Source organism: Streptomyces sp. NBC_01497 (assembly GCF_036250695.1).
Lineage (GTDB): Bacteria > Actinomycetota > Actinomycetes > Streptomycetales > Streptomycetaceae > Streptomyces.
In genome coordinates, this window is the sequence record NZ_CP109427.1 from 7,060,618 (window position 1) to 7,071,323 (window position 10,706).

The 10,706-nt window shown below is 73.7% G+C and carries 12 protein-coding genes; 6 read left to right on the forward strand and 6 right to left on the reverse strand.

Annotated features, from left to right (window positions below):
• Window positions 1-82 precede the first annotated feature (82 nt).
• The 5 genes from OG310_RS29905 to OG310_RS29925 are packed head-to-tail and all read right to left on the reverse strand — an operon-like array spanning window position 83 to window position 4,412.
• Entirely contained in the window at window positions 83-1,348 is a 1,266-nt protein-coding gene (locus OG310_RS29905; protein ID WP_329458939.1) for a cytochrome P450, read from the reverse strand.
• Window positions 1,345-1,959: a GTP-binding protein gene (locus OG310_RS29910; protein ID WP_329458940.1), complete on the reverse strand. Its 615-nt coding sequence runs from the start codon at window positions 1,957-1,959 to the stop codon at window positions 1,345-1,347. The genes OG310_RS29905 and OG310_RS29910 overlap by 4 nt, the downstream gene beginning before the upstream one ends.
• Window positions 1,940-2,299 carry a DUF742 domain-containing protein gene (locus OG310_RS29915; RefSeq protein WP_329458941.1) on the reverse strand — a complete coding sequence of 120 codons (360 nt, stop codon included), beginning with the start codon at window positions 2,297-2,299 and terminating at the stop codon, window positions 1,940-1,942. The genes OG310_RS29910 and OG310_RS29915 overlap by 20 nt, the downstream gene beginning before the upstream one ends.
• Complete coding sequence (locus tag OG310_RS29920; RefSeq protein WP_329458942.1) at window positions 2,296-2,715, reverse strand: roadblock/LC7 domain-containing protein; 420 nt, start codon at window positions 2,713-2,715, stop codon at window positions 2,296-2,298. Before OG310_RS29920 ends, OG310_RS29915 begins: the two co-directional genes overlap by 4 nt.
• A gap of 8 nt (window positions 2,716-2,723) precedes the next feature.
• A complete protein-coding gene (locus OG310_RS29925; protein WP_329458943.1) occupies window positions 2,724-4,412 on the reverse strand; it encodes a sensor histidine kinase in 1,689 nt (562 codons plus the stop codon).
• A gap of 268 nt (window positions 4,413-4,680) precedes the next feature.
• Between OG310_RS29925 and OG310_RS29930 the strand changes: the two genes are divergently transcribed.
• The 5 genes from OG310_RS29930 (at window position 4,681) to pdxA (ending at window position 9,139) form a co-directional block, all read left to right on the forward strand.
• Window positions 4,681-5,391, forward strand: coding sequence for an acyltransferase (locus tag OG310_RS29930; protein WP_329458944.1), 711 nt, complete (start codon window positions 4,681-4,683; stop codon window positions 5,389-5,391).
• Between the two features lie 225 nt (window positions 5,392-5,616).
• Window positions 5,617-6,186, forward strand: coding sequence for a helix-turn-helix domain-containing protein (locus tag OG310_RS29935; protein ID WP_329458945.1), 570 nt, complete (start codon window positions 5,617-5,619; stop codon window positions 6,184-6,186).
• Between the two features lie 54 nt (window positions 6,187-6,240).
• The gene (locus OG310_RS29940) at window positions 6,241-6,795 is read left to right on the forward strand and encodes a YbaK/EbsC family protein (RefSeq protein WP_329458946.1); all 555 of its coding nucleotides are present in this window, start codon (window positions 6,241-6,243) and stop codon (window positions 6,793-6,795) included.
• Complete coding sequence (locus OG310_RS29945) at window positions 6,792-8,132, forward strand: four-carbon acid sugar kinase family protein (protein WP_329458947.1); 1,341 nt, start codon at window positions 6,792-6,794, stop codon at window positions 8,130-8,132. The genes OG310_RS29940 and OG310_RS29945 overlap by 4 nt, the downstream gene beginning before the upstream one ends.
• The gene (gene pdxA / locus OG310_RS29950; protein ID WP_329458948.1) at window positions 8,129-9,139 is read left to right on the forward strand and encodes a 4-hydroxythreonine-4-phosphate dehydrogenase PdxA; all 1,011 of its coding nucleotides are present in this window, start codon (window positions 8,129-8,131) and stop codon (window positions 9,137-9,139) included. Before OG310_RS29945 ends, pdxA begins: the two co-directional genes overlap by 4 nt.
• Window positions 9,140-9,503: 364 nt before the next feature.
• Here pdxA and OG310_RS29955 read toward each other — a convergent pair whose 3' ends face one another.
• Window positions 9,504-9,911 carry a CoA-binding protein gene (locus OG310_RS29955; RefSeq protein WP_329458949.1) on the reverse strand — a complete coding sequence of 136 codons (408 nt, stop codon included), beginning with the start codon at window positions 9,909-9,911 and terminating at the stop codon, window positions 9,504-9,506.
• Window positions 9,912-9,987: 76 nt separating this feature from the next.
• On the opposite strand from OG310_RS29955, the gene OG310_RS29960 reads away from it, so the two are divergent.
• A complete protein-coding gene (locus OG310_RS29960; RefSeq protein ID WP_329458950.1) occupies window positions 9,988-10,614 on the forward strand; it encodes a YigZ family protein in 627 nt (208 codons plus the stop codon).
• The last annotated feature ends 92 nt before the right edge of the window (window positions 10,615-10,706 follow it).

Here is a 10,706-nt window from a genome sequence, read left to right on the forward strand (position 1 = left end):
GCCGTCGCCGGCCCCACCCGCCGGCCGGACCGATCCGCCGTGCGCCCCGGTCGGACGCCGGGAGCCCGCGCCCGCCGCCCGGTCAGTGGAGGACCGGTGTGAAGATCACCGGCAGGGTGCCCAGCCCCCGCATCCAGATCGACGGGCGCCAGCGCAGCTCGTGCGCCTCCACACCGAGCACCACGTCCGGCAGCTGCTCCAGCAGTGTCTCCACCGCGGTCCGCGCGATCACGTCCGCGAGCTGGGGCGCCGGGAACGGGCAGCGGTGCTCGCCGTTGCTGAACGAGAGGTGCGAGGAGTTCTCCGCGCCGACATGGCCGTCGGGCCACACCCCCGGATCGGTGTTGGCCGCGGCGAAGCTCATCACCACACAGTCGCCGGCCTTGATCTGCCGGCCGCCGAGCTGGGTGTCGCGTGCGGCCCACCGGCCGATGAAGTTCTGCGTCGGGGTGTCGAGCCACAGCACCTCGTTGAGTGCCTGCCCCACGCTGAGCTTGCCGCCCGCGACGGTCGTCGCGAACCGGTCGTCCGTCAGGAGCAGCCGCAGGCTGTTGCCGATCCAGTTCGCGGTGGGCTGCTGCGCCGCGGCGATGATCGTGATGACGTCCTGGACCACGGCCTCGTCCGTCAGCCCCGCCGGGTGCAGGAGCATCCGCGACGTGACGTCGTCGCCCGGCGCGGCCCGCCTCTCCTTCACCAACTGCTCGATGCGCGCCTGCACCCTGCCGTACGCGGCGACCGGGTCCTCGCCCTCGTGCGCGTCCAGCGACAGGCGGAGATCGCGTACGAGTTCCTCGGTGTCCAGGCCGCCCGCCGGCATCCCGCACAGCTGGACGATGGCACGCATCGGCACCTGGTGTGCGTACGTCGTCATCAGCTCGGCCTGGCCACTGCCGGCGAACCCCGCGATCAGCGCGTACCCGATGTCCTGGCACAGGGAGGCGAGTTCCATCTGGTCCACGGCGTCCAGCGCGTCGCTGATCGCCCCGGCCCGCACCTGGTGCTCGGCGCCCTCCACGAACAGGACCGACGGCTGGTAGCCGACGTAGGGCAGCAGCGGCCAGTCCGGCGGGATGTGGTCCCACTGGCTCCAGCGCCGTGAGTCCCGCGCGAACAGCTCGTCGTTGCCCGTCACGTACGACACCTCGTTGTAGCCGAGGACCAGCCAGGCCGGGATGTCGTTGTCGAGCAGCACGGGCGCGACGGGTCCGTGGTCCCTGCGCAGTGTGCGGTACAGCTGCTCGGGGGTCTGCTGGTAGGCGAGGCCGCTCAGTCGCACCGCCGTCCCACGGGCGGGACACGCGGGCGGCGCGGCGCCGTCGGGCGGACTCGGCAAGGAGTCGGTCATGGGGTCATCTCCCGGGCCATGGCCAGTTCGTAGAGGTGGTCGACGAGGGTGATCAGGACGCGCTTGCCGGACGAGCGGACCCGTGCGTCGCAGTCGATCAGCGGCACGTGGTCCGACAGCGACAGCGCCTGCCGGATCTCGTCGAGGGAGAACGACGACGCGTCCTCGTCGAACCGGTTGACCGCGACCACGAACGGCGTCCTGTGGTGCTCCAGCCGGTCCACCGCGTACCAGGAGTCGCTCACCCGGCGCGTGTCGACCAGCACGACCGCGCCCAGCGTGCCCGAGAACAGCCGGTCCCACAGGAACCAGAACCGCTCCTGTCCGGGCGCGCCGAACAGGTACAGCACCATGCGCTCGTTGAGGCTGATGCGGCCGAAGTCGAAGGCGACGGTCGTGGTGGTCTTGGTGACCAGGCCGTCCGTCTCGTCGACGCCCACGCCGGCCTGGGTCATGACCTCTTCGGTGTTGAGCGGGCGGATCTCGCTGACCGAGCGGACGAGGGTGGTCTTGCCCACCCCGAAGCCGCCCACGACGACGATCTTCAGGCCTGTCTCCGCCGCGTCGTCCAGCGGTGTGCGGGTGGAGAGTTCAGAGGTTGCGGAGTCCATGGAGCACCTCCTTCAAGAGGACGGAGTCGGGCAGTGAGGCGGCGGGGCGCGAGCCGTGCGGATGCCGGGCGGTGATGCGCCCCATCGCGTGCAGGTCCGCGAGCAGGATGCGGACCACGGTCACCGGCATCCTCAGTTCGGCCGAGACCTCCACGACCGCGGTGGGGTGGCGGCACAGGTCGAGGATGCGTGCGTGTTCCGACTGGAGGCCCGCCGTCGGCGCGCTCTCACTCACGATCAGGGTGACGAGGTCGAACGTGGTGTCGTCGACACGGCTGCGGCCGCCCGTGACCATGTACAGCCGGTCGGGGAACCCGATGTCGACGGGCCTGCGCGTCATGACGGGACGTTCTCCCCCGCCGCGACACGGGGCTCCGCCCGCAGGTGGTCGCCGATCTGCTCGATCATCTCGGTCATCTGGTGGCCGACCAGGCCCGCGTCGGCGCCGTCCTCCGCGACCACGGCCAGGTGCGCCCCGTCCCCCGCCTCGACGATGAACAGGAGACCGCCGTGGAATTCCGTCATCGAGTGCCGTACGCCTCCGTCGCCACTGCCGAACTCGACGGAAGCGCCCTGCGCGAGTGCCTGGATGCCGGAGCAGATGGCCGCCAGCTGGTCCGCCTGGTCGACGGTGAGAAAGCGGCTCCAGCAGAGTTTGAGTCCGTCACGGGAGAGCACCAGGGCGTGCCGGGTGCCCCGGGTGCGGTCCAGCAGGTTCTCCAGGAGCCAGGTCAGGCTGCTGTCTGTGGTCTGCATGGTGGGTCTCACGATTCCTGAGAGGTGTCGGAAGGTCCTTGCTGGGGGCGTCGCGACCGGTGGAAGGCGCCGAACTGCTCTCCCGCGTCACGGCCGGTCCTCGTCGTGCGCGGCGGCGGCACGTCCTGCACGCGGTCGCGGTCGGCTGCGGCCATGGTGCGTCCCGGCGGCCTGACCGGGAGCCCGCCCGTCGTCGCGACCCTCGGGCCTCCGCTGTACTGGGGGGAGCCGGCCGAGGGTGGCGCGGGGCGCGTCGCGGGCGGTTCGCTGCGCGGAGCGGGAGCCGGCGGCGGCAACGGGACCTGCGCGGGCTCGGGTTCGGCCGCGCGGACGCGGGGCGGCGGCGCGTCGTCGTTCTGCGGCTGGGCGATCAGCTGCGGCGGGATGAGGACGACGACCCCCGTGCCACCCCGTGACGAGGGACGGTAGTTGACGCTGATGCGGTACCGCTCGGCGAGCCTGCCGACCACGGCGAGCCCGAGGCGGGTGCTGTGGAGCTTCGACAGGTCGTTGTGACGGCCCGACACGGCCTTCTCCGCCAACCGCATGACCTGCGGCGCCATTTTGAGGCCGCTGTCCTCGACCGTGACCACGATGCCCGCGGTCCGCTCCTCGACGTAGACGTGCACCTCGTCGATGGGCGGCGAGAAGTTCGCCGCGTTGTCGATGAGTTCGGCGAGCAGGTGGATCACACCCTCGGCGGCGAAACCGACGATCGACGCGCCGCTCGAACAGTGCAGCCGGACACGGCGGTACGCGGCGATCCGGCCCGCCGCGCCGCGCAGGATGCTCTCCATCACGATCGGCTTGTTCCAGATGCGACTGCCCCGGCCGCCCAGCAGGATGGCGAGCCGGTCGGTGAGGAGGCCGAGCTGGGAGGCGTTGTGGTCCAGCTGGAGCAGGTCCCCGAAGACCTCCTCGCCGTAACGGTCCTCCATGTCCCGCAGGTCCGCAAGGATCGTGACGGCCTTCGCCTGCACCTGGCTGAGCGCCTTGGTGCCGGCCTTCTGCGCGACGAGGGCGCGCCGTTCGCCGATCGCGACCTCCCGGATGATCCGCTCCATCAGGCTCGACAGCGTCGGGTCCGCGGGGCGTTCGACACCGCCCAGGACCGTACCGGCCGAACTTCCCTTGCGCAGGCGGGCGATGGCGGGCGGCAGTGTGGTGTCGAGCAGGGTGTCGAGCCCGTCGGCGGCCTCCCGTGCCCGCCGTGCCAGCGCGTCGCGCTCGGCCGCGGCGCTCGCCGCGCGGCGCTCGCTGTCGGCGAGTTCCGTGGCGAGGACCTCCAGCACCCGCCGCAGCCGTTCGCTGCCCGGGGCCGGGGCGGCGGCGCGCACCTCGTCGGGAGTTCCGCCCTGCCTCGCCCGGGCGACCGCCGCCGGCAGGGCCACGTCGACGAGCCGTGCCGTGTCCGCGTCGGCCTTGGCGAGCCGGGCGCGGAGCGCGGCGGCCTCGGTGCCCGCGTCGCGCGCGCCGCGCCGGGAGCGGCGCACCAGCACACCGGCGATCGCGCAGGCGGCTGCCAGCAGCAGCCAGCCGGCCGTGGCCGTGCCCGCCACCCAGCCGCGGGCCTCGCCGGGGGCGGTGGCCGAGACCACGCCCGCCCCGACCGCGGCCGCCACGAGCAGGATCAGGGGGGCGAGCGACGACCGCGCCTGGTGCTGGCCACGCGGTCTTGGGACGACAGGCACTGACATTCCGCGATCCCTCGGGGGTTGGGGTGCGCTCCGGATGTGGCGGTCATGCAACCACGTGTGATCGTGCCTGTACGCACGGAAGCCGATCGGGCCACACCTCGGGGGGAGTTCGCCGTGAAACCCCTGCGGTCGGCCGATGGTCCGTGGTACATGCCGCAATCTCGCGCCGCTCGTCGCGCGGGGTCCTGTGTCCGTCCTCACGCCGTCCCGGGCCCGCGGTGGCCGTTCGAGGACCCGGGGCCCGGCACCGCTCCTCTACCGTGTGCCTGTGCGGAAAAGCGAAAACGTGTACGCGGCGGTGACGGCGCTGGGGCGCCGCACGGCGACGCGCCTGGTCCACCGTGGCTGGCGATGGGTCCAGGACGCGGGTGCGGTCACGGCCGGGCGTCCCGGGCGACTGAGGTTCCGGCGGATCGGTGAGGGCACCCGTCTCGCGTTCCCGCAGGGAACGGTCTTCGGGGAAGCGTGGATCGAACTCGGCGACTACTGCGTGGTGGCGGAGCAGGTCACACTGACGGCGGGCCTCGTGCCCGGACTCGATCTCGGACCCGACCCGTACGTCACGATCGGCGACGGAGTGGTGCTGGGCCGCGGCAGTCACGTGATCGCCGACACGACGGTGACGATCGGCCCGGACACGTACTGCGGGCCGTACGTCTACATCACGACCACGAACCACAGCTACGACGATCCGCACATCCCCGTCGGCAAGCAGTGGCCGCGGATCGCTCCCGTCACCATCGGCGCCGGATGCTGGCTCGGGACGGGCGCCGTGATCCTGCCCGGCGCCGTGCTCGGCCGCAACGTCGTGGTCGCCGCCGGTTCGGTCGTACGGGGCGACGTGCCGGACCACGCGGTGGTGGCCGGGGCGCCCGCCCGGGTCGTACGCCGCTACGACGACGCGGAGGGATGGCAGCCGCCGCTGCGCACACCGCCACCGGTGCTGCCGCTCCAGGACGGCGCGGGCGGGGGCGGCTGATCCGGCGCCGGGTCCTCTCGCGGGCGCGCGCGTGACCCTGTCCGTACCGGTGCGACAGGCCGGGACCGGCAGGGAAGCAGGCTCGTGGCCAGGGCGGACCGTGTGCTCATGGCGGGCCTCGCAGTACAGTGTGCTGTACGTTTCGGTGCACTCTGGTGCAGTGGAGTGCGGTACGCGGTAGCGCACTTTCCTGACTCTTACTCGAAGATATTGGACTGGTTCGCCGTGGATCTCGATCAGCTCTCCCAGGCGCTCGGCCGGAACCTCAAGCACTGGCGGGCCGAACGCGGGCTGACCCTGGACGCGCTGGCCGAGCGGGCCGGGGTGAGCCGCGGCATGATCATCCAGATCGAACAGGCCCGCACCAACCCGAGCGTCGGCACCACGGTCAAGCTCGCCGACGCCCTCGGCGTCGGCATCGCCACGCTCCTCGACTTCGAACGCGGACCCCAGGTGCGGATCGTCTCGGGCGAGCAGACCGTACGGATGTGGTCCACGCCCGCGGGCAGCGACGCGAGCCTGCTCGTCGGCAGTGACACGGAAGGCCCGCGCGAGCTGTGGTCGTGGACGCTGATGCCGGGCGACGAGAGCGCGTCGGACGCCCACCCCCCGGCCACCACCGAACTCCTGCACGTCACGGCCGGCGAACTCACCCTCGTCGTCGAAGGAGCAGCGCACCACGTGCCGGCCGGCAGCTCGGCGGCCTTCGAGGCGAACGTGGCGCACCGCTACCGCAACGACGGCGCGGAACCGGTGGAGATGGTGATGGCCGTGTCCATCCCGCCGGTGCGCTGAGGCGCACGTCACGGGCGGCGCGGGCCGTCGGGGAACGGCTGTTAGCGTGACCGCATGCGCGCACCCATCGGAGAGTTCGACCGGGCCACCCCCGCACCCGACTGCCTGCACCTGCTGGCGGCGCCCGTCGCCGCCGCCGTCCGCGCCTGGCGGGGCGAAATCCCCGCCGAGCGGATCCTGTTCGTGGACAGCGATCCCGCCCTCGCCGACACCGCGAACTTCGTCGAGCACTACGGTGCCGACCTCGTGGACACGTCCGCGAACTGCGTGGTCGTCGCGGGCAAACGGGGCGGCGAGACCACACTCGCGGGCTGCCTCGTCCTCTCGCGTACGCGCGTCGACGTCAACGGGGTCGTCCGCAGGCGGCTCGGCGTCCGCAAGGCGTCGTTCGCGCCGATGGACACCGCCGTGGAGAAGACGGGGATGGAGTACGGCGGTATCACCCCGATCGGCCTGCCCGCCGACTGGCCGCTGCTGGTCGACTCCGCCGTGGCCGCCACCGAGTGGGTACTCGTCGGCAGCGGCAGTCGCCGGGGCAAACTGATCGTGCCGGGCGCCGCGTTCGCGGCCCTGCCGGGCGCGGTGGTCGTCGAGGGGCTGGGCGCGTGAGCGAGCCGTCCGGCCGGGCGGCGGACGACGGGCCGGGAGTCCCCGGCCGGGCGCGCTCCGGTGGCCGGACACCGGGCGGCCCCGTGCGGGACGCCGGCGACAGCGCGCGGGACGGCCGCGGGTCCGCCGGACCGACCGGGCAGAGGGCGGGCCGCCCGCGCCGGGTGCTCGCCATCGCCGACGACCTGTCGGGCGCCGCCGAGATCTCGGTGGCTCTCGCACTGCCCGGGCGGATCGTGCTCGGCCCCCGGGCCGGTGGTCCGCCGCCCGCCGACGGCGAGGCCGTCGTGCACGACCTCGACACCCGCCAACTCCCCGGCGGTGCCGCCGCCGACGCGGTACGTGCCGCCCTGAAGGACATCGACGCCGGCACCCTCGCCTATAAGAAGGTGGACTCGCAACTGCGGGGCAACTTCGCCGAGGAGGCCGCCGCCTTCGCCGAGGGAGCGGCGGGCCTGGTCGTCACCACCGCGCTCCCGCCGCTCGGCCGGACCGTGCGCGGCGGGGTCGTCCACCTCGACGGCATACCGTTGCACGAGACCGACGGGTGGCGCGCCGAGGCGGCCCGCCCGCCCCGCTCCGTCGCCGAGGCCCTCGGGGGCCTGCCCGCCGAAGTCGTCCCCCTCGATGTCGTACGGGGGCCCGGACTGGCGGCGCGGCTCGCCGCGTTGACCGGGCGGGGCCTCGCCCCGCTGTGCGACGCGGAGACCGCCGCCGACCTCGACGCGGTCGCGGCCGCCGCGCGCGCGTGCGGCCCCGGCGTACGGCTCCTGGGTACGGCCGGACTCGGCGCCGCCGTGGGCCGGATGCTCGCGCCCTCGCACCCGGCTCCGGCGTCCGCGCCGCTTCCCGGCCCCGGCGCACGGCCGTTGCTCGTGGTGGTCGGTACGGCCGAGCCCGCCGCGGCTGAGCAGATCGCGGCGCTCGTCGCCCTCGGCGCCCGCCATGTCGCGCTGACCACGGCCGCGTTGACCTCGCAGGAGGCGCTCGTCCCCGCTCCGGGGACCGGCGGGATCACCGTGGTGAGCATCGACGCCCGCACCGGCGTTGTCCCGGGCGCCGCACGGGCGCTCGTCGCCGGACTGGCGCGGGCCGTCGCCGCCGTACCCGTCCCCGCCGACCTGGTGCTGACCGGCGGCGAGACCGCGCGTCGCGTGCTCGACGCGCTCGGCGTGGCCGAACTCGCCCCGCACGGCCAGATCCACCACGGCGCCGTCCTCGCCACCGCGCCGGACGGACGGGCCGTCGTCACCCGCCCCGGCAGCTACGGCGGCGTCGACTCCCTGCTCACCATCGCCCGCGCACTGCGTCCCGCACCGAGTGGAGAAGCCCTGTGACCGCATCCCTGCCCGTCATCGCCGTGACCATGGGGGACGGCGCGGGCGTCGGACCCGAGGTGACCGTGGCCGCCCTGCTCGACGCGGCCACGCGGGAGCGCTGCCGCCCGGTCGTCGTGGGGGACGCGGAGCGCCTGCGGCAGGCCGCGCGCATCCTCGGCGCCAGCTGCGTGATCCGGGAGGTGGACGACGTGGGCGACGCGCGTTTCGCGCCCGGCGAGATCGACGTGATCGACCTCGGACTGCTCCCCGCCGACCTGCCGTGGGGGAAGGTGTCGGCGGTCGCGGGCGACGCCGCGTACCACTACGTACGGGTCGCGGCGGGCCTCGCACTGAGCGGCGAGGCCGACGCCCTGTGCACGGCGCCGCTCAACAAGGCCGCGCTGCACGCCGGCGGCCACCACTACCCCGGCCACACCGAACTCCTGGCCGAACTCGCGGGCGTGGACGAGGTGTCGCTGATGCTGTCCACACCGAAGGTGAAGGTCATTCACGTCACCGCGCACATCGGCCTGGTGGACGCCGTGCACCGGATCGAACCCGGTCTGGTGGAGCGGACCGTGCGCCGGGGCCACCGGGCGATGGTCCGGGCCGGCGTAGCGGCGCCGGTTCTCGGTGTGTGCGGGATCAATCCGCACGCCGGCGAGAACGGACTGTTCGGGAACGGGGAGGAGGACGAGAAGATCCAGCCCGCGCTCGACGCGGTGCGGGCGGACGGCATCGACGCGCGCGGTCCGCTCCCGGCGGACGCCGCCTTCTACCTCGCCTCGCGCGGCGACCTGGACCTGGTCGTGGCCATGTACCACGACCAGGGGCACGGGCCGGTGAAGGTGCTCGGCATCGAGACCGGCGTGAACCTCACCGTGGGGCTGCCGGTGATCCGCACATCGGTGGACCACGGCACGGCGTTCGACATCGCGGGCACCGGGACGGCGGACGCCCGCAGCATGATCGAAGCGCTGCGGCAGGCCGCGCTGATGTCCCGGGCGGCGGCGGCCGGAGCCTGACCCGGCGCCCTGCCGTCCGGGCAGTCCACGGCGGGCCTGCGAAACGCGGCGGTCCGCAGGAGAGGCCGTCCGCGCGTGGCCGTGCCGCTCAGGGGCCCAAGGCCGCGGCTGTGCGGGGGCCCGGCGTCCTGTGTCCGTCACGGGTGCGGCCGGACAGCAGGAAGCCGCACTCCTGCGACGCCGCAGGGCACTGACACCCGCAGGGCAGTGACACAACGTCACGTCCGGTCCGCCGCCTCACGTCCGGTCCCCCCGCCTCGACCCGGGCCCGGCGGATTCGGGCCCTGGCGCCCCGGCTCCCGTCTTCTCACCCCGGTCCCGGTCCCGCCCGCGGAGCACGCGGCCCCGGCGCCGGGCGGCGCGATCAGCGCAGGGCCGGGATCTCGATGGCGGGGCAGCGGTCCATCACCATGTCGAGGCCCGCGGCACGCGTGCGCGCGTACGCCGCCTCGTCCACCACGCCGAGCTGGAACCAGACCGCCTTCGCCTCCTTCGCCACCGCCTCGTCCGCGACCGCGCCCGCCAGGTCGCTGTTGACGAAGACGTCCACCACGTCCACGTCGAAGGGGATGGCTTCGAGCGAGGCGTACCCCTGCTCGCCGAGGACCGTCTCCGCCTTGGGATGCACCGGCACCACCCGCTTGCCGAACCGCTGGAGCACCCCCGCCACGCCGTATGCCGCCCGTGCCCTGTTGTTGGACAGCCCCACCACCGCCCAGGTGTCGCCGGTCTCGGTGAGGATCCTGTGAATGGTCTCGTCGTCTGCGTACATACCAGGGAAAACGGCCGCGCACCGGCCCGGCATTCCCGCCCGCGCCCGGCCGGGGGCACCCGCATAGGGTGGGGTGATGCCCGAGCAGTACCTGACCGTCGCCCGCGAGGGCGTGCACGAGAGCGAGATCAACCGGTCGCGCTTCCTGTGCAGCCTCGCGCCCTGCGCCACCGAGCAGGAGGCGCAGGAGTTCGTCGCGCGCGTACGCGGCGACCACCCGGCGGCGAGTCACAACTGCTTCGCGTACGTCATCGGCGCCGACGCCTGTGTACAGAGGGCGAGCGACGACGGGGAGCCCGGCGGTACGGCCGGTGTCCCGATGCTCCAGATGCTGCTGCGCAGGGAGGTGCGGTACGCGGCCGCCGTCGTCACCCGCTACTACGGCGGCGTGAAACTCGGCGCCGGTGGGCTGATCCGGGCCTACGGCGGCGTCGTGGGGGAGGCGCTCGACGCGGTCGGCACCCGTACCAGGAAGCGGTTCCGGCTGGCCACCGTGACCGTCGACCACCAACGCGCGGGAAAGCTGGAGAACGACCTGCGCACCACCGGGCGCACCGTGCGAGGAGTGCGCTACGCCGAGGCGGTGGTGCTCGACATCGCGGTGCCGGACGCCGAAGTGGAGGCCTTCCGCGGCTGGCTCGCGGACGCCACCGCGGGCTCGGCGCTCCTGGAGCTCGGCGACGAGGCGTACGGGGACGCGTGAGGCCGCCGGGACAGATGCGGCCGCCGGCACCGATGCGGCCGCCGGGACATGTGAGGCGGCCGGGACGGGCACGGCGGCCGGAGCGGACCGCT

Excerpts from the sequence above, each read along its gene's own strand:
- OG310_RS29955 (WP_329458949.1), bottom strand. The coding sequence starts at position 9,911 with ATGTACGCAGACGACGAGACCATTCACAGGATCCTCACCGAGACCGGC.
- OG310_RS29920 (WP_329458942.1), bottom strand. The coding sequence starts at position 2,715 with ATGCAGACCACAGACAGCAGCCTGACCTGGCTCCTGGAGAACCTGCTG.
- OG310_RS29915 (WP_329458941.1), bottom strand. The coding sequence starts at position 2,299 with ATGACGCGCAGGCCCGTCGACATCGGGTTCCCCGACCGGCTGTACATG.
- OG310_RS29910 (WP_329458940.1), bottom strand. The coding sequence starts at position 1,959 with ATGGACTCCGCAACCTCTGAACTCTCCACCCGCACACCGCTGGACGAC.
- OG310_RS29940 (WP_329458946.1), top strand. The coding sequence starts at position 6,241 with ATGCGCGCACCCATCGGAGAGTTCGACCGGGCCACCCCCGCACCCGAC.
- OG310_RS29960 (WP_329458950.1), top strand. The coding sequence starts at position 9,988 with ATGCCCGAGCAGTACCTGACCGTCGCCCGCGAGGGCGTGCACGAGAGC.
- OG310_RS29905 (WP_329458939.1), bottom strand. The coding sequence starts at position 1,348 with ATGACCGACTCCTTGCCGAGTCCGCCCGACGGCGCCGCGCCGCCCGCG.
- OG310_RS29925 (WP_329458943.1), bottom strand. The coding sequence starts at position 4,412 with ATGTCAGTGCCTGTCGTCCCAAGACCGCGTGGCCAGCACCAGGCGCGG.